At 45.1% G+C, this 26,624-nt stretch carries 27 protein-coding genes; 13 read left to right on the top strand and 14 right to left on the bottom strand.

Going from position 1 to position 26,624, the window contains the following annotated elements:
- Positions 1-4: 4 nt before the first annotated feature.
- From ppnN to ACTRWF_RS03940, 5 genes are all read left to right on the top strand, one after another.
- The gene (ppnN, locus tag ACTRWF_RS03960; RefSeq protein ID WP_041702587.1) at positions 5-1,369 is read left to right on the top strand and encodes a nucleotide 5'-monophosphate nucleosidase PpnN; all 1,365 of its coding nucleotides are present in this window, start codon (positions 5-7) and stop codon (positions 1,367-1,369) included.
- A gap of 175 nt (positions 1,370-1,544) precedes the next feature.
- A complete protein-coding gene (locus ACTRWF_RS03955; protein WP_015066392.1) occupies positions 1,545-1,919 on the top strand; it encodes a DUF3192 domain-containing protein in 375 nt (124 codons plus the stop codon).
- 11 nt (positions 1,920-1,930) lie between these two features.
- Complete coding sequence (locus tag ACTRWF_RS03950; protein ID WP_015066391.1) at positions 1,931-3,541, top strand: HDOD domain-containing protein; 1,611 nt, start codon at positions 1,931-1,933, stop codon at positions 3,539-3,541.
- A 248-nt stretch (positions 3,542-3,789) separates the two neighbouring features.
- The gene (locus ACTRWF_RS03945) at positions 3,790-4,797 is read left to right on the top strand and encodes an isocitrate dehydrogenase (protein ID WP_012517475.1); all 1,008 of its coding nucleotides are present in this window, start codon (positions 3,790-3,792) and stop codon (positions 4,795-4,797) included.
- Between the two features lie 386 nt (positions 4,798-5,183).
- Complete coding sequence (locus ACTRWF_RS03940; RefSeq protein ID WP_287151421.1) at positions 5,184-5,498, top strand: ComEA family DNA-binding protein; 315 nt, start codon at positions 5,184-5,186, stop codon at positions 5,496-5,498.
- Positions 5,499-5,577: 79 nt separating this feature from the next.
- On the opposite strand, the gene galU is transcribed toward ACTRWF_RS03940, so the two are convergent.
- From galU to wecA, 4 genes are all read right to left on the bottom strand, one after another.
- Entirely contained in the window at positions 5,578-6,468 is an 891-nt protein-coding gene (gene galU, locus ACTRWF_RS03935) for a UTP--glucose-1-phosphate uridylyltransferase GalU (protein ID WP_012517473.1), read from the bottom strand.
- 290 nt (positions 6,469-6,758) lie between these two features.
- Positions 6,759-7,637 (bottom strand): glycosyltransferase family 2 protein, encoded by an 879-nt coding sequence (locus ACTRWF_RS03930; RefSeq protein WP_020742991.1) that lies wholly within the window; start codon positions 7,635-7,637, stop codon positions 6,759-6,761.
- A complete protein-coding gene (locus tag ACTRWF_RS03925) occupies positions 7,634-8,521 on the bottom strand; it encodes a glycosyltransferase (protein WP_020742990.1) in 888 nt (295 codons plus the stop codon). The genes ACTRWF_RS03930 and ACTRWF_RS03925 overlap by 4 nt, the downstream gene beginning before the upstream one ends.
- 112 nt (positions 8,522-8,633) lie before the next feature.
- Positions 8,634-9,695 carry a UDP-N-acetylglucosamine--undecaprenyl-phosphate N-acetylglucosaminephosphotransferase gene (gene wecA, locus ACTRWF_RS03920; RefSeq protein WP_015066387.1) on the bottom strand — a complete coding sequence of 354 codons (1,062 nt, stop codon included), beginning with the start codon at positions 9,693-9,695 and terminating at the stop codon, positions 8,634-8,636.
- A 493-nt stretch (positions 9,696-10,188) separates the two neighbouring features.
- Here wecA and ACTRWF_RS03915 point away from each other — a divergent pair, with 493 nt between their 5' ends.
- The 8 genes from ACTRWF_RS03915 (at position 10,189) to galE (ending at position 18,166) form a co-directional block, all read left to right on the top strand.
- Complete coding sequence (locus tag ACTRWF_RS03915; protein ID WP_020742989.1) at positions 10,189-10,587, top strand: hypothetical protein; 399 nt, start codon at positions 10,189-10,191, stop codon at positions 10,585-10,587.
- Positions 10,588-10,591: 4 nt separating this feature from the next.
- On the top strand, positions 10,592-12,421 hold the full coding sequence (locus ACTRWF_RS03910) for a polysaccharide biosynthesis/export family protein (protein ID WP_462835151.1): 1,830 nt from the start codon (positions 10,592-10,594) through the stop codon (positions 12,419-12,421).
- Between the two features lie 2 nt (positions 12,422-12,423).
- Positions 12,424-13,203 carry an ABC transporter permease gene (locus ACTRWF_RS03905; RefSeq protein ID WP_012517467.1) on the top strand — a complete coding sequence of 260 codons (780 nt, stop codon included), beginning with the start codon at positions 12,424-12,426 and terminating at the stop codon, positions 13,201-13,203.
- A complete protein-coding gene (locus ACTRWF_RS03900; RefSeq protein WP_012517466.1) occupies positions 13,200-13,874 on the top strand; it encodes an ABC transporter ATP-binding protein in 675 nt (224 codons plus the stop codon). The genes ACTRWF_RS03905 and ACTRWF_RS03900 overlap by 4 nt, the downstream gene beginning before the upstream one ends.
- 11 nt (positions 13,875-13,885) lie before the next feature.
- Entirely contained in the window at positions 13,886-15,004 is a 1,119-nt protein-coding gene (locus tag ACTRWF_RS03895; RefSeq protein WP_012517465.1) for a KpsE/RkpR family capsule polysaccharide export protein, read from the top strand.
- A 220-nt stretch (positions 15,005-15,224) separates the two neighbouring features.
- Complete coding sequence (locus tag ACTRWF_RS03890; RefSeq protein ID WP_012517464.1) at positions 15,225-16,745, top strand: peptide MFS transporter; 1,521 nt, start codon at positions 15,225-15,227, stop codon at positions 16,743-16,745.
- A gap of 99 nt (positions 16,746-16,844) precedes the next feature.
- Positions 16,845-17,147 (top strand): DUF6170 family protein, encoded by a 303-nt coding sequence (locus ACTRWF_RS03885; protein WP_012517463.1) that lies wholly within the window; start codon positions 16,845-16,847, stop codon positions 17,145-17,147.
- A complete protein-coding gene (gene galE / locus ACTRWF_RS03880) occupies positions 17,144-18,166 on the top strand; it encodes a UDP-glucose 4-epimerase GalE (protein ID WP_012517462.1) in 1,023 nt (340 codons plus the stop codon). The genes ACTRWF_RS03885 and galE overlap by 4 nt, the downstream gene beginning before the upstream one ends.
- Positions 18,167-18,319: 153 nt before the next feature.
- Here the strand turns inward: galE and ACTRWF_RS03875 are convergent, their stop codons facing one another.
- The 10 genes from ACTRWF_RS03875 to ccmA form a co-directional block, all read right to left on the bottom strand.
- On the bottom strand, positions 18,320-19,234 hold the full coding sequence (locus ACTRWF_RS03875; protein WP_012517461.1) for an MlaA family lipoprotein: 915 nt from the start codon (positions 19,232-19,234) through the stop codon (positions 18,320-18,322).
- A 2-nt stretch (positions 19,235-19,236) separates the two neighbouring features.
- Positions 19,237-20,523 carry a c-type cytochrome biogenesis protein CcmI gene (gene ccmI, locus ACTRWF_RS03870; RefSeq protein ID WP_012517460.1) on the bottom strand — a complete coding sequence of 429 codons (1,287 nt, stop codon included), beginning with the start codon at positions 20,521-20,523 and terminating at the stop codon, positions 19,237-19,239.
- A complete protein-coding gene (locus tag ACTRWF_RS03865) occupies positions 20,520-20,954 on the bottom strand; it encodes a cytochrome c-type biogenesis protein (protein ID WP_041703046.1) in 435 nt (144 codons plus the stop codon). The genes ccmI and ACTRWF_RS03865 overlap by 4 nt, the downstream gene beginning before the upstream one ends.
- A 92-nt stretch (positions 20,955-21,046) precedes the next feature.
- Positions 21,047-21,706, bottom strand: coding sequence for a redoxin family protein (locus ACTRWF_RS03860; RefSeq protein WP_012517458.1), 660 nt, complete (start codon positions 21,704-21,706; stop codon positions 21,047-21,049).
- Entirely contained in the window at positions 21,706-23,763 is a 2,058-nt protein-coding gene (locus ACTRWF_RS03855) for a heme lyase CcmF/NrfE family subunit (protein ID WP_015066379.1), read from the bottom strand. Before ACTRWF_RS03855 ends, ACTRWF_RS03860 begins: the two co-directional genes overlap by 1 nt.
- A 3-nt stretch (positions 23,764-23,766) precedes the next feature.
- On the bottom strand, positions 23,767-24,261 hold the full coding sequence (gene ccmE, locus ACTRWF_RS03850; protein ID WP_015066378.1) for a cytochrome c maturation protein CcmE: 495 nt from the start codon (positions 24,259-24,261) through the stop codon (positions 23,767-23,769).
- Positions 24,262-24,307: 46 nt separating this feature from the next.
- Positions 24,308-24,523, bottom strand: coding sequence for a heme exporter protein CcmD (gene ccmD / locus ACTRWF_RS03845; RefSeq protein ID WP_015066377.1), 216 nt, complete (start codon positions 24,521-24,523; stop codon positions 24,308-24,310).
- A 1-nt stretch (position 24,524) separates the two neighbouring features.
- Positions 24,525-25,307 carry a heme ABC transporter permease gene (locus ACTRWF_RS03840; protein WP_015066376.1) on the bottom strand — a complete coding sequence of 261 codons (783 nt, stop codon included), beginning with the start codon at positions 25,305-25,307 and terminating at the stop codon, positions 24,525-24,527.
- Positions 25,307-25,972, bottom strand: coding sequence for a heme exporter protein CcmB (ccmB, locus tag ACTRWF_RS03835; protein ID WP_012517453.1), 666 nt, complete (start codon positions 25,970-25,972; stop codon positions 25,307-25,309). Before ccmB ends, ACTRWF_RS03840 begins: the two co-directional genes overlap by 1 nt.
- On the bottom strand, positions 25,972-26,595 hold the full coding sequence (gene ccmA, locus ACTRWF_RS03830) for a cytochrome c biogenesis heme-transporting ATPase CcmA (RefSeq protein WP_020744885.1): 624 nt from the start codon (positions 26,593-26,595) through the stop codon (positions 25,972-25,974). The genes ccmB and ccmA overlap by 1 nt, the downstream gene beginning before the upstream one ends.
- Between the last annotated feature and the right edge of the window lie 29 nt (positions 26,596-26,624).

The following is a 26,624-nucleotide window of genomic DNA, read 5'->3' as shown; positions in this document are numbered from 1 at the left end:
ATATATGAAGAAAGTGCAGCTAAACCCCGTTGGCTGGATGAGCCAGCTATCTCAAGTCGAAGTCACCCGTCTTCAGGATGCTACAAATAGTGAGCTCTTTGCTATGTTTAGAAACTGCTGTCTGGCGGTTTTAAACAGCGGCGTTGACGAAGATAATTTCGAAGCCCTTTTTGCGCCTTATGAAAACTTTGAAATAAAGCTTGTTCGTCGAGAGCGAGGGGTTAAGATTGAATTAGTTAACCCACCTGAAGTGGCTTTTGTAGATGACACGTTAGTACGCGGCGTGCACGAGCACTTATTTGCCGTACTTCGCGATTTGCTTTACATGGGTAACAAGTATGCGTTTCTTCACCAAACTGCACCAGCGGAAGGGAGTGAAATTACCGATATGGTTTTTGACATGCTTCGCCATGCAAAAGCCTTAGAGGGCAATGATGGAGTAAATACCGTTGTATGCTGGGGTGGCCACTCGATAAACCAAGTTGAGTATAAGTACACCAAAGAAGTGGGCTATCAACTAGGCCTTCGCGACATGAATATTTGCACCGGATGCGGACCTGGCGCGATGAAGGGGCCAATGAAAGGCGCAACTATTGGCCATGCGAAACAGCGTCATAAATCAGGTCGCTACATTGGTATTTCTGAACCAAGTATTATAGCCGCAGAACCCCCCAATGCTATCGTCAATGAACTGATCATCATGCCGGATATAGAAAAGCGTTTAGAAACCTTTGTTCGCTTAGGTCACGGTATCGTTGTTTTTCCTGGTGGTGTTGGTACAGCCGAAGAGCTGCTGTACTTGCTCGGTATATTGATGAACGAGCGCAACGCTCAGCAGCCGTTTCCTTTTATTTTAACTGGGCCAGCGGGAAGCGAGGAATATTTCGAAGCCATTGATGCGTTTGTTGGCGCGACATTAGGTGCAGAAGCACAATCGAAGTACCAAATTATTATCGACGATCCTGAGGAAGTGGCGCGAACCATGAGGCTTCAACTTGAAAAAGTTAAGAAGTTCAGAGGCGCGATGGGTGATGCATTTAGTTTTAACTGGTCATTAAAAGTTGAGCAAGACTTTCAACAGCCGTTTATTCCTACACATGAGAGTATGGCCGCTTTGCAACTTCACCATGACCAAAGCAAAAGCGATCTTGCCGCCAATTTACGTAAAGCGTTTTCAGGCATAGTGGCGGGAAATGTGAAAGCAGAGGGCATCGCCCAAATTAAAGCACACGGCCCCTTTGAGCTCACCGGTAATAGTGCACTTATGCAGAAAGTTGATACTTTGCTAGAGTCATTTGTAAAACAGCATAGAATGAAGCTTCCCGGAACGGCATACGAGCCCTGTTATGTAGTAAACAATAGCCGGTAGGCAAAAACTCGAGGAAGCATTTGCTTACGTTTACTACTTATGTTTAATAGCTATTTTGCGGTACACTGTCTCAGAGTATTGTTTAACGAATGAATGTCATGCGCAACGCGTCACCTTGTTTTGGGCCTGTGATTAGCACTAACATTCGAGTACAGAGAAACGAGAAGTAACGGTCATGAATACCAAGGTCATTCGCCTAATTTTAGCTGGCGTCGCGTTATACGCGATGTTTGTTTTTATGGTTATCGCTTTTTACCCCGATAAACCAGAAAATATGGACTGGAAAGACCGTGAAGAATACAACCGCGTTCAAATTACTAAATTAAAATTAGGCAGTACACGAGAAGAGGTGCTTGCGCTTCTTGGCTCGCCTGATATTACCGAGGCCAAACGACAGGGTTCAATGGCTATTCAAGTCATGTTTTTCAGAACCCAGCACGTTCGAGCCGACGGTTTGACTACACAGGACGAATGTACCCCACTCTTATTTGAAAATGACAAGCTAATTGCATGGGGTGAAGGGGCCTACTCCAGTTATCAAAAAAGTTAAAAGGATTGGGAGTGACTAACATCATTTCCACGCTCAAGCGATTGGTGCACCAGGGCGATGAGACACTGTCTGTCGAGCAGCGCATCAATTTTTGGCTTAAAAATGCCAAGCGAGTACTGACGCTGGTTAACGCCAATCCTGCTATTGCTAGTGCCAGTTTGCACATTGATAATGACCTTCCCAAAGACACACATCAACTTTTGTTATTAGCGTTGTTTGGTAAACTGTGTCGCTTTAACGATCATTATTTACAGCATATTCTCGCTTCATTGCTTGCTACCCTATGGTTATCTGATAAAGAAACGACACGAGAGCAAACCGCTGCCGTTGTTCGTTTTTTGCGCAACCACAACCTCTCTGTTTGGTTAGATACCCTACGTTTACAGAAAGCCTTTCAGGCTACTAAACAAATAAACTATGTAGCAGATAGCAGACTGAATATGGCACAGCGGCTTTGTCTTCTCGCTGGGATATTCGCAAATAGACCAAAAAAAGTGGGTTACCAAACGCTATTCTCTCAGGTTGCGGTGCGCTTGCCCGCAAATGACAGGCATTATCTTGCTGCTTTGATTGCTTTGTTTGAGCGTGCGTTACCCGGAGCAAAAATATACGCCAATGGTGCTCCTGGCGCATTGATAGATATACAGCAAAACCATGGTTTTGTATTTATGCCAAGCAGCGAGAATGAAGATGGTAAATGGTTACCGCTATCATCCATACATTCCCCCGTCGCAATGTCTATGCCCTTTGAGCACTTTATTGCGTTATATACCGACACAGCACAAGCTAGGGTAAACCAAGGGGGCACGCCTTTTTTACCCTCTAACTATGCAATCCAGCATCCGCCCAACGCGCTGTTATCGATAGTTGATGCACTTCAAAAATCTGATGTAGATATCTCTGAACTCTGCGAAAAAATTGAGCAAGTCCCCACGTTCAATCAGTTTTTAATGCAAACGGCCAGTCAGGATAATCGACTGCAGCTGCCGGTCAAGAATATAAAACAAGCAGTATTAACCTACGGTATCGAACGCGTTGGCGATATGCTTATACAGTTCGCTTTAATGGAGCGGTTAACGCAGAATCAATATCCGCTGCTGCCTATGTGCAAGCAATTTACCCTGCTTGCGTGCGCATTTGCTAGCCACTTTGCCCAAACAGCGAATACTAAATTTTCGCCACAGTCGGCAGCGTTAACCATGACATTTGTTTGTGCGCCTCTGTTTACCTTACCCGGCTTCAAAGTATCTAAGACACTTCCCGTTAGTGGCGCTAGCGCTGTATCTATCAATAAAGCCTTTAAAGTAAAGTCTGACACGCCTTGGCTTGCCATTGCATCTGAACTTGCCGGAAGCTGGCATCAAAGTTCAACGTGGCGCGCCGTTATTCATCAATGCAGTAAAGCAAGTAGTGAGGTACCGAAATCGCTACAAAAAGAGCAGGCCATCGTTTCATTAAGTTTTGCGTTAGCAAAAGCGTGCTTGTTTACGCAAGACGCCTATTCTTTGCTGCACAATATTAGCGTTAAATCCATTCTAAATATCTTACACATAGATCAAGATGACGTGCTGCAAGCGTTAGACGCAAATGGGCAACTACTCTTTTGCCCGCGTGCTTTATAGCGCGCAATATGCTTTGACAACATCACCCCACCCTAGTTTTTCACGGTAACGCCTTAATTTATCTTTACGAATGGCTATAACTTGCGCCGGCTATCGTATAAAATACGGCAACTTTTGCAGTGCTTAACTCTTTTCCCTACAATTTCCATTATAATAAGTAAGCAAGCAGAATTTGGCACTTTACGCGTCATATAAAATTGAATAAACCTAACGATTTTGATAACAGAATTACCAGAGGATCCCTCCACATGACTCAGCAACGTATTACAGTCATCCGCGGTGACGGCATTGGCCCGGACATTATCGATGCAACCACAAAAATTCTAGATAAGGTTGGCTGTGACTTTGCCTATGACTATGCCGACGCTGGTTTAGTCGCACTGGAAGAACATGGCGAGCTTCTACCTCAAGAGACACTAGACCTAATCGCAAAAAACAAAGTTGCGCTTAAAGGCCCGTTAACTACGCCTGTTGGTGAAGGTTTTACCTCAATCAATGTTAGTCTTCGCAAACAGTTCAAACTGTACGCAAACCTTCGCCCTGTAATGTCTTTTAAAGGCACAAAAGCACGCTACGAAGACATTGATATCATCACCGTTCGTGAAAACACGCAAGGTATGTACTCTGGCTTAGGTCAAGTGGTATCAGAAGACGGTAACGAAGCTGAAGCGATGAGTAAAATCACGCGCGACGGCGCTGAAAAAATTGTGACTTTTGCTTACGAACTAGCCCGTCGTGAAGGCCGTAAGAAAGTGACTGCGGTTCACAAAGCTAACATTCTTAAGTCAACCTCAGGCCTGTTCCTTAAAGTTGCCCGCGAAGTTGGCGAGCGTTACCCAGATATCGAATCGGCTGAAATGATTGTTGATAACTGCTGTATGCAGCTTGTTATGAACCCACACCAGTTCGACGTTATCGTAACGACTAACCTTTTCGGTGACATCCTATCTGATCTATGTGCTGGTCTTGTCGGTGGTCTTGGTATGGCCCCTGGAGCAAACATTGGTGAAGACTGCGCTATTTTTGAAGCAGTGCATGGCTCAGCCCCCGATATTGCAGGCAAAAACCTAGCTAACCCAACGTCAGTAGTTCTAGCTGCAGCGCAAATGCTTGAATACCTGAACATGGGTGACAAAGCAGAGAAGATCCGTGCAGCTCTTAAAGACGTTATTGAATCAGGCGACCGTACGACACGCGACTTAGGTGGCGAAGCTGGTACCACTGAATTCACACAGGCACTTCTAGACCGCCTATAAAGTGCAAAGCGTTAACGCGGTTTAAGCGCTATAACGACGAAAACGGGCTCACTAGCCCGTTTTTTTGTCTAGAACTTATGGCTTAATACCCATGACCATTTAAATACCCAAAAAGACTAACGTCACTTAGAAAACTGTACTAAAACTGGACTACCGCTTTTCTCATTCCCACTTATCATTTCCATTGTACCCATTAAAGCGTGCTGAGCTGCCTAACTACCGGTTCTGTCAAAGTCATCAGAACGGTAAATATACACAGCTAATTTATGCGGGCCGTCGGTCATGACATTCAGCGCCCTTTATGTACATAACGCAAACAGAAAGATGCTAAAACATACCGACAACAACGGGCATAAACGTTTTAGCGCAACATACAAGGAAAGATGATGAGAAAGTTAGTTTCAGGTTTACTCGTACTATCGGCGTTAGCCATCCAAACACCCGTCGTTAACGCGCAAGAGTCTAGCGATGCGAGCAATGCGATTAGTGCAAATTTGCCTCAACAGCAGCGTATCGATTTAAATACGGCTACTGTCGAGCAACTCGTTACATTGCCCGGAGTGGGACAATCTAAAGCAAAGGCCATTATCAAATATCGTGAAGAAGTTGGCCCTTTTTTAGAAGTCGCACAGCTTACACAAGTAAGGGGCATTGGTGAGAAAATGCTAAGCAAAATTGAAAGCTATGTTCTGGTAAAGTAGCAGGGCTAGTACCCCCACCCATAAAAAATGCGCCTCTCGGGCGCATTTTTCTTAAGCTTATAAATAGCTTACTATATTATTAAAGTACTGTAGCTAAGTATTCTTTAAACTCATCGCCTAAAGATGGGTGACGAAGTGCGTACTCTACGTTTGCCTTCATATAGCCTAGTTTACTACCGCAGTCGTGGCTCTTGCCTTTCATGTAGTAAGCATCCACTTGCTCAAGCTTCATTAGCGCATCAATGGCATCAGTAAGCTGAACTTCACCACCAGCACCAGGAGGAGTAAATTCTAGCAGATCCCAAATCTTTTCAGAAAGCACGTATCTGCCCACTACAGCTAGATCTGACGGGGCTTCATCACGAGGTGGCTTTTCTACCATTTTATGAATTTTAGCAGAATCGCCTGGCGCAATTGCGGCACCATCTAAATCAGCGATACCAAATTTAGAGATATCTTCATCCGGTACTTGCTCAACCATAACCTGACTTACGCGACTTGTGTTAAACTTCGCCACCATGTCTGCAAGGTTATCTTTTTTAGGGTCGCTGGCAACATCATCAATAATTACGTCAGGAAGAACCACGGCAAAAGGCGCATCACCAATAAGAGGACGGGCGCACAACACGGCATGACCCAAGCCATTCGCCACACCTTGACGAATATGCATAATGGTTACGTCTTTCGGGCAAATTGACTGAACTTCTTCTAAAAGCTGACGTTTAACACGCTTTTCTAGCGTTGCTTCAAGTTCAAAAGACGTATCGAAATGGTTTTCAATGCTGTTCTTACTTGCGTGAGTAACGAGAATGATTTCTTTTAGTCCTGCAGCGACACATTCACTAACTACATATTGAATTAGCGGCTTATCGACAACTGGCAGCATTTCCTTAGGAATAGCTTTCGTTGCGGGAAGCATACGCGTCCCAAGACCTGCTACAGGGATTACCGCTTTTTTAACCTGACTCATAGTTAATATCCTTTTTTAAAATCCTAAATTCACGCTCAAGCCGACACTCCATTATCGAAGTATTTCTTAAGCAAAAACATATTTGCATCTGTTAGTACGAGTAATGCAATCGATGTTCCAATTACCTTTTTAGAGCGTTAATGTATTAAAAACGGGCAAAGCCGTCTAAATCCTAGTTTTAAAGCACTAATATTGGGATAAATGATATCTAATGCACCAATTTAGTGAAAGTGCATAGCGCACAATTTTCACGTTAGGTCTGCAACTTTTTGCAAAAGTGTTGCTTTTAGCTAACGCTGTTTACCCTTATCTTTAACGCTTATTGGGCCAGTTCGATGCAGAAAACCGTCTTTAATACCTTCACGCATAAAACGCCCGCGCTCTTTACCCTGCGTAAAGCAATAACGGTTTACAATATATCGAAGTGGTATTGCACAAACATGACGAACTTTCCAATAAAGCGGTACATAGCGCCGACGAGCTAAAATAAGTACGTTACGAAATTGGTAATAAAGTCGTACGGGCGCACCCTGTTTAAAGGTCACGCCGCATACTTTTACTCTGTCGTCCCCCTGCCGATGAGGCATACATGCACTGAGCGATTGATAGATTACCATTCCTTTCGCTCGTGCACGCCAACACCACTCGTGGTCAACGCCGTCGATAAAAAGCGTACTTTCTTTTCCACCCACTTTGTTGAAGGCATAGCGAGAAATTAACATACCAGAGGCTATGATTTGCTTTACTTCTTTCAGCGTATTAGAAACTTGCTTTCCTTTTTGCAGTACGCCCTTGTCAACACACTCAGAAAATTGGCAGTAGATAGAAGGGCCAATAGCGGCAATGGAATGCTCTTTTTCAAGTTGGAGAAATTGCCTCAGCAGTTCGTGGGCAATGTCAGGAGAAAACAAGCTATCTTGATCGAGCAAAAACGCATGCTCGACATCATTATCAAAAAGCCTCTTTAAGCCGATATTTTGCGCTTGCGCTATGCCTACGTTGCTTGAGCAATGAATGTAAGTAACATTGCGAGAGGCTGAGTACTGCGTTCGCTCAAACGAGTTATCAACTAATACTATATTCCACTCAGGCGCCGTAAACGCATTAATGAGGGCATTTACGTGCTCAACATCTGGGTTAAATAATATTACGACAACGCCAGTAGTCAATGCTTACCAAACCTCTCTAACAAATGCCTATCAAGCTTGTAGGCTAATTTAACGATTTTACCCGGCATTAGACGCAATGAAAGTACGCCACAAGCATAGAAAAAGTTATAGGGGGAAAATTGCTTTAGCTTGGTAATAGCGTACACGCGAGCTTTAAACTCGTTTAAAGACTTACTTAGGCCGCGGCGCTTATAAAAGTTGTTTACGCGTCTGAACTTTAACAACCTATCTTTAAGGTTTCTAAATATATATCCCTTCGACGCGAGCGTGATCCAAAAAAAGTAATCTTGCGTGTTGAGTAGGTCCCCGTTATAGCGATGACCATCGTTGAAAACGTTATAGCGAATAACTACGGTAGGATGGTTAAGTGAGCACCTGCGTGGAAGAATACGCACGATTTGTTTGTGAGACGCTGGCATAACTCGTGCCCCTACCTTGAACCCACTTTCATTTATTTCAGTTAGGGCTGACCCCAGCACAGATATATTGCTATGCCTTTTAAGGTAGGTTATTTGGCGTAATAGCCTGTGTTCTTCTGATATATCATCAGCGTCCATTCTTACAAAAAAAGTAGGTTTGAACTGCATAGAAAAATCGATCACAGCATTCATACAACTTGCTAAACCAATGTTATGGCTGTTTTGCGTAAGAATAATTCTATCGTCACGCTTTACTGCATCATTGAGCACCCCTGAAATGGCTTGTGGTACCGGGCCATCAATGACGATAACAAATAAGAAATTGATATAGGTTTGTTTTGTAATACTGTCTATCGCTTCACGAAGCCATTTTGCATTGTCAGCTTGATAAACCGCCATCGCAACAATCGATTCAACATGCTGTTTTTTGTTTTTATCGTGAAGAATAGAGAATTGATTTATCAAGAGTTTTTACCAGAAAAATAAGTAACAAAGAAAATAAAAGCGCTCATAAGTGCGCTTTTATTGGTCGGTATGTTACAGAGATTTTATGCAGCCTGCTATGGTTTTACTTAAACTATGATGTTAAGCGCTTAACGAAGCGCAATACACTCCATATATGCTGAATGACTAGGCTGTAAATAACGAGCAAGCCCATAAAGCCCCAGAACATTACGGCCTCTGGCACTTGATAGACCTCGCCGAGGATACCAATCAGGCAATAGCACGCACCTAAGCATAGGATGGCGACCAACGACTTTCTGCTACTTAGCCCAGCGCGCATAAAGATATTATGAAGGTGTTGTCTATCGGGCTTTAGCATAGACTGCCCCTTGCGCGCGCGACGATACATGATAGCAGCCATATCCATAAGAGGGAGACCCACTAGCCATACCGCAGTAATAGGCCTGAACGCTGCCGTCTCACCTTGCGTGTGGTCAACAAGCAACCAAACGATGGTCAAGCCTACAAACATACTTCCCGCATCGCCCATGAATATTTTATTACCTTTAAAGCCTTTCCAACTTAAATTGAAAGCAAGAAAGGGGACGATAGCCGCTACTATAATCAGTGGCTCCATAACCGATGCGCCGTGGCCCGTAAACGTTAAAAAGCCAGCAACAGTGAGCAATATCACTAAACTCATTCCGCCGGCTAGGCCGTCAATACCATCAATCATATTGAACGCATTGATAACGCCCACAACGCAAATAATAGTGAAAAAGTAGCCGCCTAGGTCAAGCATTACCTCGCCTGTACCAAAGATATTGCCTAACGATGTAATGTAATTCTGCGCACTCCACGCCATGATAGCAGCCACACCGAACTGACACATTAAACGCCCTTTGGCACTTAAATCAAAACGGTCGTCCAACATGCCAAGTAGCACAATAAAAGCAGAAGCGGTGAAAAACAGCGGGTTATTTTTCATCCATACATCAGTGGCAACACTGGCAACAAGGACTGCCATAAAAATCGCAACACCGCCGGTTAATGGAACGATTCCGGCATGGCGTTTTCGCGCTGAAGGCTGGTCAACGAGACCAAACTGATGCGCCAATGGGGTCATCACCACTAACAGAATGAGGGCAACAAAAAATGCAGTAAAAAGCGGGACGAACTGCAAATACGCTAGCATAAAACACACAACCTCTCGTCACCAGCTAGAGAAACGTTTCTCGCTTCTTTGATAGCCAGTGCACATACAAACTTGGTAAACAAACTAAATGTCGCTTCCATTTTTTTACAACTTCCATTTTTTCCAGCGCGATGAGGGCTTTTTAATATGATTATGCGGATAGAAAACCCCGATATAATATAAAACATTCGTTTAAGTAACCACCCTAATCGCAAAAATAACATGTTAAAACCCATCTTGTAATAGAGAAGCTGGCAAAATAACTTAGATAACCCGTTAAACCGCACCGTGATGTTAACAATCTTAGAAGTTATAACGACTCACAACTCTCTTTATTCCTTTCTTTGATAACATTTGTTCTCATTTTTGAACTTGCTGCGCTGCTCACTGTCATTCAGATGGCTCAAACGACACTGCTAGCGCGATAGCAAACATGCTTTTTTTAAAACTTATGTTATCCTAGCGCGAAATTGCTATATGGATATGAAAGCTAATGTTCAAACAATTCACACGATTAATTTTGCCATTCGCGCTGACGATAAGCGCAGCTGGGTGCACAAACTCACCTACAGTTACCAAAGCTGACATACCCCTGGTGCATTCTTCACTTGCTTATTCTCTTGCACCAGATAAAGAGCTTGCAATAAATATTCCAAAAGCCAATCTTTATCACGATACCAAAGAATCGTTTTCAATACGCTTTAACGGCTACGATTATAAAGCAATAAAGCATTATATTTCGGCAACTGGGAATAAATGTATCCGGTTTTCTTTACAAGACGGTGAAACCACACCTTCAGGCGCGCAGCGCAAAGTAACGACCTGTCAACGTGATGGCCAATGGCGAGTCATCTCACCTTTGGTCGCCTCTGCAACAGCGCAAGGTGAATAATTCAATGAAGTTTATGAACATCAAAAACTCTTTTAAGGCGCTAACTTTCGCCGCTTACGCGGTGGCTGTTTGCAGTGCATTTGTTAACACTGCGTCTGCGCAAAGCGTCGAGCAATTACAGCAATTAAGAGAGCGGGCACAGCAATCGCAAAGCGGTGCAGCTACCCCGTCGGTCTCTCCTTTAAGCATTTCAACCCAGCGTACGTTGCCCGGTGCTTCAGCTTCAGCCAATACGATGGGTCAGTTTTCTACGCAGCCTAGAAACGGAGTAAACCTGCCGGGCGAACCCACTATCGATACTGTTTTCCCAGCGCAAGCGCCTATGGAAAACCCGCCTTTTGCGGCTAACTTATTTATCGGTGGCTTCGAGTCTGAGCGCAGCTCGGGATTAAACGACAATTACTTGATTGCCCCTGGCGATAAAATCTCAATTTGGCTTTGGGGTGCTGTAAACTTTTCAGATGTTGTTACCGTGGATAATCAAGGTAACATTTTTATTCCCAATATTGGTCCTATACGCATAGCAAATACACCCGCAGGCAGCGTCAACCAAACCGTAACCGGCAAAATCCGCCAAGTTTACACCAACGACGTCAATGTTTACGTAAACCTTTTAACGTCAACACCGGTATCGCTTTACGTATCAGGCCCAGTGCTAAGACCAGGTCAATATGCAGGCCTAGCTTCAGATAGCGTTTTGTACTATTTAAAGCGCGCTGGCGGAATTGACTTTCAACGGGGTAGTTTTAGACAAATCGACATTGTACGAAACGGCAAAGTCGTGGCCTCAGCAGATTTGTACGCCTTTTTTAGAAGCGGAAAGCTGCCTGAAATTTCTTTTAAGGACGGCGATACCATTTTAGTGCACCCTATTGGCAACACTATTGTGGTTGAAACCGGCGCGCGAAATAGTTTTACTTTCGAGTTTTTAAACGAAGAGCTTAACGGTGGTGTAGTTAATTACTTTGCACGCCCTGGTGAGTTTGCTTCTCATGCTTCGGTTTCAGGAATTCGCAACAACAAGCAATTTGCACGCTACTTGAGCGTGGAAGAGTTTTCGTCGCTTAAGCTAAGCGCCGGCGACACTGTTGAGTATATTGCCGATCACGAACCTCAAATTTACCGCATTAATGTAGCAGGTGCTTTCGCGGGGGCCTCTCAAGTAATGGTGGATAAAGGCGCGAGACTCATTGACGTACTCGACCACATCGAAGCTGATACCACCCTTTCTGATACACAAAATATCTACCTTTTAAGAGAAAGCGTAGCGGTAAAACAAAAAGAGATTATCGAAGAAGGCCTACAACGCCTAGAGCGAAGCATGTACACGGCGCCAATTAGTTCAACTGGTGAAGGGGCGATTCGCGCCCAAGAAGCACAACTTGTGGCTGACTTTATCACCCGCGCACGACAAGTTGAGCCTCAAGGCAGAGTGGTGGTATCTGAAAATGGCGAGATTGCTAACATTCTTCTTGAGCCTAATGACACGATCGTTATTCCAGAAGTCACCGACCTGATACACGTGGGCGGAGAAGTACTGCTTCCGCAGTCTGTCGTGTTTAACCCAGATGCAACCACAGAAGACTACGTTGCATGGGCTGGTGGCTTTACCGAGCGGGCTGAAGATGAACGTATTCTTATCGTTCGTAAAAACGGTAACGTTACCTTTACTAGCGTGAACGATTCATTCTTATCAAGCAATGATAGTAAACTTGAGCCTGGCGATCAGATCATTGTGTTACCTGCTATCGATACGAAGATTTTGCAAGCGGTTAAAGACATTACCCAAATCGTTTATCAAATTGCGATTGCAGCTAACGTAGCTACTGATTAAACATGGTAACCTTTAAAGACCAGCTATATGCATGGAGAGGCGTGATTTTCGCGCTTTTCCTGCGTGAGCTTCAAAGTAAATTCAACGACAAGTTTGGGCTGGGATGGGCTTTTTTAGAGCCTTTTGCCTTCATTTTCGCACTGTCGTATCTTAGAGGATTAATAAGCGGTGATGACATCCACTCCATCCCTCTTTTTCTCTTTATGATGATTGGTATGGTGGGTCTTCAGTCTTTAACTACCTGTCTACAGTCTGTATCGACGTCGGTCCGTCGGAATAAACCTCTTTATGCGTTTAGGCAAGTACAGCCCATATCAGCGGTACTCACTGCCGGCTTTTTAGAGTTTTCAATCAAGGTTGTCGTTGTAGCACTGTTGAGCCTTGCGTTATATCTTATGGGCGAGACCTTTGAAGTTAATGACCCTCTACTTTTAATTTCGTTATTTCTTTTACTTTGGGTATTTTCCATATCTATCGGGCTTATTTTTGCCATTGCAGCAGCGTTTGTACCTGAAGTGGATAAAATTAAATCCATGCTTACAAGACCTTTGATGTTCATATCCTGTGTATTCTTCAGCCTTCAAGATTTACCAGAGGAGTACTGGCCTTATTTGACATGGAACCCGCTGGTCCACTTTAACGAATTGGCCCGTTATGCCTGCTTTGAGTCGTATGGTACTAAGGGCGTGTCGTTAAACTTTCTTATTGAAATTACAATCGTTTTCCTTTTCCTAAGCCTTTCGATGTACCACATCACCTGGAAGAAGGTGTTATCTCGATGATTAGAATTGAGAATTTAACCAAGAGCTACCCCAGTAAAATGGGGCCTCAATATATTTTTAAAAATCTAAACTTTGATTTCCCTACGGAAAACAATGTCGCCATTTTAGGTAAGAACGGGGCGGGTAAATCCACCCTTTTCCGCATGCTTGCGAAAAGCGAATACCCCGATAGAGGCCGAGTTTTAACCAACAAATCTATGTCGTGGCCGGTTGCGCTTCAAACTGGCGTACATCCGCAGATGACAGGGCGTGAAAACACCCGCTTTGTTGGCCGAATTAATAATGTGGCTTCACTCCCCGAATATGAAGAAAAAGTGCAGGAGTTTGCAGAGTTAGGCAAACGCTTTGATCTACCTGTGCGCACTTATTCCTCAGGTATGCGCGCAAAACTTGTTTTCGCTTGCTGCATGAATATCAATTTCGATATTTACCTGATAGATGAAGCGACATCCGTTGGTGACCCGCTTTTCAGAAAAAAGGCTCGCTTGTCACTTAAAGAAAAAAGTGAACAGGCTGGGGTTATTATGGTGAGCCACGAACTCGATCAGATACGAGAGTTCTGCACTTCGGCCGTCATCATTGATGATGGCAATCTCACTTATTATCACGATCTCGAAGAAGGCATCGACGTTTACACGCAGGATGCAGACAATAAGAAATCACTCAAATAGGTTCAATCACAGTGGAAAAATCTCTTACACAGCTCAATGCCCTTCTTAGCAAGAACAAAGCACTTATCCTTGTACTTCCTTGGGTACTCTATGCATTGTATCTTGTTCTATGGGCGGCGCCTCAATACGAAAGCCATAGCCAACTTATCATTAAATCAAGTGATGGAGGCAGCAGTTTCGACCCGTCGTCCTTGCTAATGGCCGCCGGTGTTTCTGGCGCTTCAGGTGGCACTGAAAGTCAACTTGTCGAAGCCTACATACAGTCTGCGGATATGATTAAGTACCTCGATGAAACCATTGGACTTAGAGAACACTACATGTCTGATAAAGCTGATATGTTTAGTGGCCTTTCGTCTTCGCATAAACAGGAAGATTTTTACAAGTTTTATCTCGACCATATTGAAGTGAGCGTAGATTCCGCGTCGTCTGTAATTAGCTTGCGTACACGGGCTTTCGATGCTGAATATGCAAAAATCATAAACCAAGCGATTGTCGATAAAGCGGAAGAGTTCATCAACAACATCAATAACGATCTCGCTAAGTCAAAATTGACCTTTGCCAAAGGTGAACACGAAATTGTTGAGCAAAAGCTTCAACAGGCTAAGACCGAGATTTTAAGTTTTCAATCTAAATACAATGTACTTGATCCGTCTGCAGAAGGCGCAGCTTTTCAGCAAATCGCATTTTCTCTTCAAGCTACGCTTGCACAGAAAAAGGCCGAGCTAAGTACGATGTCAACCATGATGTCTAACGTGGCCCCTGAAGTGATAAACATCAAACGCGAAATTGCCGCACTTCAAAAAGAAGTAGAAAAGCAAAAAGAGCGAATTAGTACTGCAGAGGGGGAAAGTGAGGCCCTATCAGTAAGCGAATTGATGGCGCAATACAGCAACCTTCAGGTTCAATTACAGCTTGCTATACAAGCCTATTCGTCGTCATTAATCACCTTAGAGAATGCACGAGTAGAGGCGTATCAAAAGCTTCAGCACTTGGTAACGGTGGAGTCACCTACGCTGCCAGACGACAACGCTTATCCCACGGTTATTTATAACCTTGTTTTGTTCGGTGTTTCGCTACTGCTTATTTACGGTATTGTGCGAATTGTGGTTGCCACTATCCGCGAACTTTAGCACCTCACGTTAGTACCTTAATAGCGAAAAGGTCAATCGGCTACGTAGTTTAAGACGTAGCCGATTGACACTGCTTTAATGAAGTTTATCGCCCAAATCTTGTGTCTTGAAGCAAGCTCTAGTATAAGAAGCTATCCGCCTTACGGACTACTATCAAAGAGCCTATCCTATAAGCGCTCTACAATAACAACCATAAGCAATATGGAATTAAAATATAATTATGAAACCATCTAACGATACGAGCTTTTTTGGCCATCCAGGGGGCCTGAGAACGCTATTCTTTACCGAAATGTGGGAGCGCATGAGCTACTACGGCATGCGCGCGCTACTTGTTCTTTTTATGACTGCAAGCTTACAAACCCAAGGTTTGGGTTTTACTGTGGCAACAGCAGGGGCAATTTACGGTCTCTACACCGGTGCGGTATACTTTTTAGGGTTACCCGGCGGTTGGCTAGCTGACCGCTTGATTGGCGGGAAAAAGGCGGTGTGGTACGGTGGAATTATCATCTTCGCGGGCCACGTAGTGCTTGCCATTGACTTGCAAAACCTGTTCTTCGTGGGCCTTATTCTTGTAGCTTCAGGTACAGGCTTACTTAAACCCAATATTTCTGCCATGGTTGGTCAACAATACGGTGACGACGATGGACGCCGTGATAGTGGCTATGCTCTGTACTACATGGGTATCAACATTGGCTCACTTATCGCCTACCTTGTTACAGGCTATCTTCAGGAAAACTGGGGCTGGCACTATGCCTTTGGCGCAGCCGCTATTGGTATGGCGATCGGTCTTATTCAGTATTACTTTAGCAACCGCTCACTGTCACCAGACTCTGTTGCGCCGGCAAACCCATACCAAGGCGCAGCTAGACAACGCGCGTGGATGGGCGTATATGGCGTCTTAGCCATTGCTGCTGCAGTAATTGTACTGGCACATATGGGCACCATTGTTATTGAACCAGTGGCACTTGCTCAGCAAGTCGCGGTGGTCTTTACTGTTATTTTCTTCCTTTACTTCGGGTTTATTTATTTCAAAGGCCAACTCAGTGATAACGAGAAAAAACGCATGTGGGCACTGTTTTTAGTGTGTGTTGCATCGGCGTGCTTCTGGTCTGGTTTTGAACAAGCAGGCTCTTCACTTAACCTATTTGCGCAAAACTATACTGATCGCGTTCTTGAAAGCGGGTCATTATTAACCTCATGGTTTGGGATGGACGCTATTCCAACCGTATGGTTCCAGCTCTCAAACTCACTGTTCATTATCATTTTGTCGCCTTTTTTCGCTGCCCTTTGGATAAACCTCGCCAAGCGAATGATAGACCCGTCTTACACCATCAAATGTGCAGTGGGTATCGTTATTATGGCATCGGGCTTCTTGGTGATGTTTATGGCGTCGCAATACGCAGCTCAAGGCCTTAAAGTAGCGCCTATGTGGCTAGTTACGACTTACTTTCTACACACGGTTGGTGAGCTTTGCTTAAGCCCAGTTGCACTTAGTGCAGTAAGTAAACTTTCGCCGAAGCGTTTCGCAGGGCAAATGATGGGGGTATTCGTACTGACCTACTCTATTGGTAACATCATTGCTGGCCTGCTTTCAGGGAACTTCGACCCAGAGAAAGTAGAGCAAATGCCGGACCTGTACCTTCAAATTGCCTTGTTTAGCATCGCGATCGCTATAGTGATTGGCTTGATGAGCTTTAAATCTCGTTTCTGGGAAAAAGCAGGCATTGAAGAAAAAGCGTAATTTATTGTTAGCATGTTTTAAGTGCTAACCAATTCTTCTACAATAACCGCCGCAACGTTACGTTCCGGCGGTTTTTTATTAAGGGCTTTGAGTAAACCTATGAAGTTTTATTTTTCTACAAGAGACATTCCGGCCCTACAAGGCCTTTCACTTACTGAGCGAGTTAAACGTCTTGATGAAGCCTCTAAGCGACTTACTGTTCCCGAGAAAACCCTGCTAAACGTACTTAAATTGCTGGTTATTGTGCCCGTATTTGCGCTGATCCTACAAACCGCCTCAAATTGGACCTCGTTACTGTGGGCTTTTGTGGTATTTTTACTCTATCCATTGGTTATAAAACCTATTCAATATTCCATAAGCGCGAAGTACATCGCGCAACCGTCTAGCAAGGAGAATGCATGAAAACCATCCTAGTCACTGGTGGTGCAGGCTACATCGGTAGTCACACGGTATTACAATTACTTGAACAAGAATATGGTGTTGTTGTTTTAGACAACCTCGCCAATGCAAGTGCAGAATCACTTCGCCGAGTAGAAGCATTAACGGGCAAGTCGGTAACTTTCGTTCAAGGCGACATCCGCGATACCGCCGTGCTTGATGATATTTTCAGTGAACACAGTATCTCAGCGGTCATTCACTTCGCCGGGTTAAAAGCTGTGGGTGAATCGGTACAAAAGCCGCTTTCGTACTACGAAAACAACGTGTACGGTACGCTTACGCTATGTAAAGCAATGCAAAAGCATAACGTTAAGAACATTGTTTTTAGCTCTTCTGCGACAGTTTACGGCGACCCTGCATCGTTACCATTGCGCGAAGACATGGCAACCGGGCAACCAACGAACCCTTACGGTATGTCTAAATTAATGGTTGAGCACATGCTTAGCGATTTATATGCTTCAGACAATGAATGGAATATTGTGTTGCTTCGCTACTTCAACCCGGTAGGTGCCCATGAATCTGGGCAAATTGGTGAAGATCCTAACGGCATTCCAAACAACTTGATGCCCTACATTTCACAGGTAGCCACAGGTAAGCTAGAGCAACTTAGCGTATTCGGTGATGATTACGATACCGTGGATGGCACCGGCGTTCGCGACTATATCCATGTAGTAGACTTGGCCAATGGTCACTTAAAAGCACTCGACCGCCTTAGCTTAAACATGGGGCTAGATAAATATAATCTAGGTACAGGCCAAGGCTATTCTGTAATTGAAATGGTTAAAGCCTTTGAGAAAGGCTCAGGTAAAACTATTCCATACAAAATTGCGCCTCGCAGAAGCGGTGATGTAGCGGCGTGTTATGCCGACCCGACGAAAGCGGCTACAGAACTTAGCTGGCATGCAGAAAAAGGGCTGGAAGACATGTGCGCCGATACGTGGAATTGGCAGTCACAAAACCCTATGGGCTACCCTAAAGACTAGTTTTTGAGCGACCAGATGTGCTCTTATGCACAAGACCTTAAACGCTAGTTATACGTGAAAGAATATAAAAAAAACGCTATGCAATTGCATAGCGTTTTTTTATAAATACAGATTTGCGCGCTTTGGGTTCGTTGACACTTTCTCGCACCCGAATTACTCGTTGCCATCCTCAGACTTGTCTTCAGCCTTTGACTTTTCGGTTGGCTTGTCTTCTATAAGCGAGGCTTCATCAACGTCTTCAGTTGCCCCATCATAGTCGTCAAAATCGCCGCCCTCCAGCATCGCTTCAAAATCAGCAAAGTCATCTAATTGCTCATCATCTATGGCTTTATCACCGCTCTTACCATCGGTAACACGAAACTCTAGGTTTTCAAAATAGGCATTTTTTACAAACGCATAGTCATCTATCGACTGCTCTAACTGCGCTTCTTGATCTAACAACTGCGCTCTTGTTTCAAGTACCGATATTCCGATACGCGCTAGGTTTACAGAGCCCTCAAGCAGCGACATAGGAAACGCGAAGCCGTCGACATAGTCACCGGTAAAGCTGCGAGGGTCGCTGGGGCCTAAAAATGGCAGCATCAAGAAAGGACCCGTATCTAGCCCCCATACGGCCAGGGTTTCTCCAAACTGCTCTTCTTTGCGCTCAATACCTATTTTGCTCGCCACATCAAAGGTGCCGACTAACCCAACGGTTGTATTGATAAGGAACCGTGCCAGGCTGTCTAAGCCGTCATCTACCTTTCCTTGAAACATGTTGTTTAGGAAGTTCGCGGGTTCTTGCAGGTTATCCGTAATATTTACTAAGCCCGTACGTGCGGCCTGAGGCATTACCGTTACATAGGTAACGGTAACGGGGCGCAAAATATAGGCATCTAACACATCCCAGTTAAAATCCCATAACTTGCGGTTTACCGGTTCAAATGGATCACGGGGGTCGGATGTATCAACAGCAGCGCTGTTAGTTCTAGCTACATCAGCTTGTTCTTGCGCGCTATTACTCGCACAACCGCCTAAGAAGCTCGTGGCAATAATCAACCCAGCGATGAGTGATTTTGACAAATCCATACTTATAATTCCTTATTAATAATAACGCTTAATGAAGAGAGTTCGTTAGCCACAACCGTTGCTTCTGTGCTTCCCTGCCATTCCCCTTCAGATACTGCCACATTACCATCTTTAGATAGCCTAGCGGTTATTACAACCTCAGAGAGTGTAGCAAGAGTAAACTGGGGCATCATGGCATTATCAGTCGTTAACGATACAGAGATCGGGAAATCTTCAATGGGTAATTTCACCACAGCTGCCGGCATTTTATTGTCTGAATTTGCGTCTTGTGCGAACACAATTAAAAAGCCCGCTTTAGGTGCGTTTGCATCCGCTTCTTTAGACAAACTCACCGTCACGTCAAAGCCCGTTTCAATGGCATTGCCATCATTGTTAACACTTGGCTGCTTTTGCACTGTTCCAGCAGTTTGAAGCAACACCATTTCACTGGAATTGCCTTCGAGTTCCTTAATGCGGGCGCTCAAGCGCTGCGCCATATCGCTGTCAGAAGGAAGCTTGCCCTCTACTTGTTGATAAAAGCGCCGCGTGTTGTCCAAATCTCCGAGCTGAGCAGATACCACGGCCATCATAAGCGCGAGATTATCGTTTTGCGGTGTATCTTGTAGCAAGCCTAATAAGATAGATTGTGCTCGTTCAAGGTTATTTACATCGCCGGTAGTCATTAACGCTTGCGCAAGCGTGATACGATTAGCGGAATTTGATGGTGATAAGCTTACCGCTTTATCGATTGCCTCTATAGCTTGCACCTCTTGCCCTATACTCAGCATCAATCTGCCAAAGTACATCCAGCCGGTATCATCCTGAGGCTCCTCGCGAAGACGTTGGCGAATAGCCAGTGCCAGACTTGCTATATCTTCCTGGGTGAGGTTATTGGCATTACCACTGGCAAGCTGCTGACTTAACTCTGGCAAAGCGTCGATAGCCTGCTGCGCTTTAGCCACGCGCCCCACCTGATTAACCTGAGCATACACTACAATACCGCAAACTAGCGCTAACACGCCGCCTATTGCCAACGGTAATTTGGCATTGCCTGTTTTATGCGATTCAAAAGCGCTTTCATCGACCAAGGCTAACTTAAGCTCGTCTACAGCCTGTCGTTTATCGTGCTCGCTGATAAGCCCCTCTTGCACTTCGCGCTCGAGCTCAACTAAGCGCTGCTTTACAATTTGCGTATTACTTAAACTGTCTTGCTTTGCGTGGTTTTTACTGCGCAGCCAAGGGAAGGCAATAATGAGAAGAACAAGCGTAATTAAGCCTGAAACAATAATATAAAACTCAGACCAACTCATTCTTTCTCTCGCTCCAACATTTCATCTGCTTTAGCCAATTTGGCAGCCATATCTTCTGGTGGCGTGACTGATTTGCGGCGCACTACCACAATTAAGGCAATAAAAATAAACAATACAGGGCCAGCCCACAGCCAAAGCGTAGCCGCTGTCACCGGCGGCTGATAGTGTACGAAATCACCGTAGCGCGACTTCATAAACGCTATTACCTCTTGCTCTGTTTTGCCCTGCTTTAATAGCGAATACACCTTACGGCGCATATCGTGAGCAATCATGGCATCGCTGTCCGCAATGTTTTGGTTTTGACACATAGGGCAGCGTAGTTCAGCAGTTAGCCGTAAAAAGCTCTCTCGCTGTTCTGGGCTTTCAAATGAGAATTTATCTTGGGCAGCATGGGCGGAAAATGCTGTTATTACCCATAACAGCGTCACCATAGAAAGCGCAAGTGTTGCCAGGCCAAATCCGTTTTTTAGCCTGTTAACGCCAGTATATTGGGGGGATATATAAGATACGGCGGGGAGTAGTTTCATTGCAGCCCTCCCTGAGCGCTTTTATCATCGCTCATTACCGCGTTTACCTCTGTGTGCGCATCTGCACCTTGTGTTTTGGCCGCTTGTGCCACCAACTTATTATAAAGGGGGCCAACTTTTGTGTTCCAAACGCGCTCGTTAATATCGCCAATATGATGCATGCGTATAACGCCATTAGCATCAATCACAAAATGCTCTGGTGCGCCGGTCACGCCTAAGTCTAACGACGTATCGCGATATACATCAAAAATATTATAGGCATAAGGATTCCCGTAGCGACTTAGCATTTCAGTCACTTCTTGCTGAACACGGCTCAACGTTTTTGTACCGAAATCTGGGTCTAAATCCTGATCGAAATACAAACCGACTATATGCACATCTTGCTCATTTTTAAGCTGTGTTAGATACGGCATTTCAACCGCGCAGGTTACACACCATACGCCCCACACGTTTAAGATAGTAACCTGCCCTTTTAAATCTTCTGGTGTATATGTCACGTCCGGCTGCATTAAATCTGGCAGCGAGAAGGCCGGTAACGTTTTATCCTTAACCTGCGAATCTAATTCACGCGGGTCGGAAAAAAGCCCTTTAAAAAGAAAAATGACTAGCAACGAAAAGAGCACGATTGGAATAGCCACCAACGACGTTTTTTTCATTATGCATCTCCTTTTGTGGATACTCGTGACACGGCAGAGGCGTGGGTATTTGGTGTACCTGTTGAAGCTACAGATTTACTGCCAAGTACACGTTTCAACTTTTTCACTTTCGCCATGCGGTAGCGCTTATCACTAATAGAAAAAATACCGCCTATCGCCATAACAACCGCACCCGCCCATAGCCAGATAACAAACGGTTTAATGTAAATACGAATAGCCCATGCGCCATTGTCTAACGGCTCGCCCATGGCAATGAATAGATCACGCGCCAAGTTTGAGTGGATGGCCGCTTCTGTCATGGGCATGCGCTGCACAATGTACAAACGTTTCTCTGGCTCTAGATGCGCTATCATTTCACCATTTTTATAAACATCGAATATGCCTTTATCTGCATTAAAATTCGGACCTTCCACCTTCCGTACATCTCTAAAGCTAAAGTCATAGCCACCCAGCGAGACGGTATCGCCGATATCCATACGTACGTCGCGCTCAAGTTCATAATTGGAAACCAGCGTAATGCCAATAATACAGATAGCAAAGCCCACATGGCCTAGCACCATGCCCCAGTGACTTGGCGTAAGCTTGCGAAGTTTAGCTATTACTGATGCATTCTCGGTGTTCGACGAAGGCATAGCCGCTAAGCGCTGCATTACCTCTTGTACCGTGGTGACGAGGATCCAGAAAACCAGCACCATGCCCAGTACCCCCATGTAAGTGGGTTCGTCGTAAGCAAAGTTCACTAGTACACCTGCACTTAGTGCAATACCGCCTGCGACCAATAGTTGTTTTTGCAGTTCGCTGGCTTTTTGCTGTTTCCAGCGCGTTAGTGGACCTAAACCCAGCATTAATACAAAAGGCACAATGAGAAGCGTAAACATTTGGTTAAAGAACGGCGCGCCTACAGAAATACTGCCTAAGCCTAACTCTTTGTGAACAAGGGGCAGTAGCGTACCGAGAAGAACAACTAATGTTGCTGCGCACAGAAAGACATTGTTGCCCATTAACAGCACTTCTCGAGAAAACGCTTGGTAGCGCCCAGGGCTTTTAAGCGAGGCTGCACGCATGGCATAAAGCAGCAACCCAAAACCGCTAAGTACAATCAATATGCCCAAGATGAACAAGCCTCGAGTAGGATCGCTTGCAAAAGAGTGCACCGAAACAATAACTCCGGAACGTACTAAGAAAGTGCCTAGTAAACTCAAACTAAATGCAGCAATAGCAAGCAGCACTGTCCATGATTTAAACGCTTTTCGCTTTTCGGTCACTGCCAGCGAATGCATGAGCGCCGTGCCTACAAGCCATGGCATAAACGATGCATTTTCTACCGGGTCCCAAAACCACCAGCCGCCCCAGCCGAGTTCGTAATATGCCCACCAGCTACCTAGGGCAATTCCCACGGTTAAAAAGGCCCACGCTGCAATCACCCAAGGACGAGACCACCGCGCCCATGTCGAATCTAGTTGCCCCGAAATTAACGCAGAAATAGCGAACGCAAAGGCAACAGAAAAGCCTACGTACCCCATATAGAGCATAGGCGGATGAATAATCATACCAAAATCTTGCAGCAGCGGATTAAGATCTCGCCCGTCGACCGGGAAAAACGGTAGCATGCTGTCAAAGGGGTTTGAGGTAAGCAGCATAAATAAGTAAAAACCAATGCCTACCATGCCCAATACCGACAGTACTCTAGCGACCATGGCAAGAGGTATCCCCTTACTGAATATTGCTACTGCCACGGTCCAGATTGAAAGCATCAATACCCACAGTAGGAAAGAGCCTTCATGACCGCCCCAAACAGCAGTAATCTTATAGTAAATGGGCAATCGGCTATTTGAGTGTTGCGCAACGTAGGCCACACTAAAATCGTCAGTAACAAACGCGTACGTTAAACACACGTAGGCAATAAGCGTGAAGGTGAATAAGCCAATTGCCAGTGGTTTGGCGGTTGCCATTAACGCTTCGTGCTGACGGTGAGCCCCCCATAGCGGATAAACGGCCAATAATATAGAGAGCACTAGCGCAAGCGTCAGCGCAATATTTCCAATTTCAGGTACCATAGATTATTTGCTCCCGGCGCCGTTTGACGACTCATACGTTGGCATATTTTCAGGTTTTACATGCTTAATGCCTTTCATTTTTTCAGCAAGTTCTGGCGGCATGTACTCTTCGTCATGCTTAGCTAATACTTCTTGCGCTTTAATCGCCCCAACATCGGTGAGTACGCCGGTAGCGACAATGCCCTGACCTTCGCGGAATAAATCAGGAAGGATCCCCGTGTAGGTTACGGTAACGGTAGGACCGGTATCGATAAGGTCGAAACTGACGGCTAAGCTTTCACTGTCGCGGCTAACGCTACCCGGCACTACCATTCCGCCTATGCGAAGGCGCTGGCCTATCTGGGGCTTCTGACCATTTTTACCTTCAATGATCTCGCTTGGCGTATAGAAAAGGTCAATACTGTCATTTAGCGCGTAAAGCATTAATCCAATTGCACTTACTATTAAAAAACCGATAATTCCCACTACGGCCAGTCGCTGCTTTCGTCTCGGGTTCATGCAACTCTCACTTCGAAAAAACTAATAAACAATTACAAAACGCAAGTTAAAGCGATGTACTCTCTTGCTGTTGCTGTCGCGCTTTTTTAATGCGCGCTTTGCGCTCTTTTTCCACCACAACCTGTTTTAAAAGGTTACGGTGTTTAATCAAACTTTGGATGGCGATGATAGCCATGGCCGCAAATGTCACACCAAACGACAGCCATACATAAAATGCATAGCCCCCCATGTTGATAAAGTCGGCCAACGATTCAAACTGCATATTAGTTGCCCCCTTTCACGCTGTGGTTAACTTGCTGTTTAGAAGCTAACTGACTGATAGCCAAAGCTTGCACCCATGGCCTGTGCATTTCGCGTAAAACAATCTCATTTCGAAGGCGCACTGTGGTTACTGCACCAATAAAAAATGCGAATCCAAGTAAACTAATTAACAGCGGCCACAGCATTTCTGGCGCAATAGAAGGGTTATCAAACTTACTGATTGTCGCCCCTTGGTGCAACGTATTCCACCATTCTACCGAGTAGTGAATAATGGGGATATTTACTACGCCCACCAGCGCCATCACGCCTGCGGCTTTACCGGCCTGTTGTTTGTCTTCAAATGCGCCATAAAGGGCAATTACGCCCATGTACAAGAAAAGCAGAATGAGCTCTGAAGTTAGGCGTGCATCCCACACCCACCAAGCGCCCCACATAGGTTTTCCCCATGCAGCACCTGTGAAAAGCGCAATAAAAGTCATCACCGCCCCTATTGGCGCCATAGCAATCATGCTCATATAAGCAGTTCGCCACTGCCACACCATCCCCACAAGCGCAGCGATGGCCATGGCTACGTAGGTGCCCATAGACAAGATTGCGCTAGGAACGTGGATATAAATAATTCTAAACGAATCACCTTGCTGATAATCTTGAGGCGCAAACGCCAGCCCCCATACCGTACCAACGCTAAGGCACAGTAACGCGCCAGCCCAAAACCAAGGCTGTAAGGTTAAACAAAGCTGATACGCACGCTCTGTTTTAGCGTAAGGGTGTAACCACTTCCACATTAGTTTTGACTCACTTTTAAAGAATACGCTATGGCAAACGGTGCCAACGCCGCAGCCAACAACAGCATGGCGGCGATAATAGCAAGTTGTGCATGATAAGGTAATTGCAGTGCGGCAGAATCCACAGCCGACGTGGCAAATATCAGTAACGGAATAAAGACAGGGATAAGTAGCAATGCCAACAGCACCCCGCCTTTTTGCAATCCAACGGTAAGTCCTACCGCAATGGCGCCAATTAAAGAAAGTAATGGCGTTCCCAGCAACAATGTTAAAACGAGGGCGATATACATATCGACCGTTAGATTCAAAAACATCGCTAGCAGCGGAGAAAGCAATAATAAAGGCACAAAACTGACCAGCCAATGGGCAGCTACCTTCACCGCGCTCACTGCCGGCAACGCCAAACCAGAAAGCATATACTGTTCTAGCGAACCGTCTTGAAAGTCATCGCGAAACAGTCTTTCCATTGCCATAAGTGATGACAAAATTGCCGCAATCCAAATTACCCCCGGTCCAATGCGCTGAAGGGTATCAGGAGAAGGGCTTACACCTAAAGGGAATAAAGTTACCACCATGAGTAAAAACATCAGTGGTTGCACCAATTCCGCTTTTTGATTGAACGCAATGTGCATGTCGCGTTTAAAAATACCTTGGTAAAGTGACATTAAAAGCGGTACTCCAGGTCAAATACGCGGTGTTCCCCAGCGGTTTCTGACAGTGGTTGATGAGAAGTAGTAATAATAAGACCACCGCGACTAACGTGCTCTTTCATACTCGTTTCGAGTAAGTGAATCCCTTTTACATCAAGCGCTGTAAACGGTTCGTCTAATACCCACACCTTTGCTGGCTTTAGCCATAGTCTCGATAGCGCAACACGACGCTGTTGACCTGCCGATAAATACCTAACAGGCACATCTTCAAGCCCAACTAAACCCACTTTCGCTAAGACGTCATAAAGCACGTTTTCTTGCACCGATGTACTGTGTTGGGCTAACCAAAACGATAAGTTATCCAAAGCAGAAAGGCTGCCGTTAGTACCACTCTTATGTCCTAAATAGAAAAGATCGCGATAATAGTCTGTTTTGTCCTCGGCTATGTCCATTCCATTATATGAAACGGCGCCCGACTCAGGTGCACTCAGCCCAGTTAATATGCGAAGTAAGCTGGTTTTCCCTGCACCGTTAGGCCCGCGCAAATACAGCAACTCACCAGTATTAACAACCAGTGAAAGCCCCTCAAAAAGGGTTCTGTCTCGTTTGCTGCACGTTAATCCGCACGCCTCTAACACTACTTGGCTACTCCAACCTAAAAAAGAGG

It is taken from the genome of Alteromonas sp. G5_S2_22_S1 (assembly GCF_054968525.1).
This window is presented reverse-complemented; position numbering and strand designations above follow the sequence as displayed.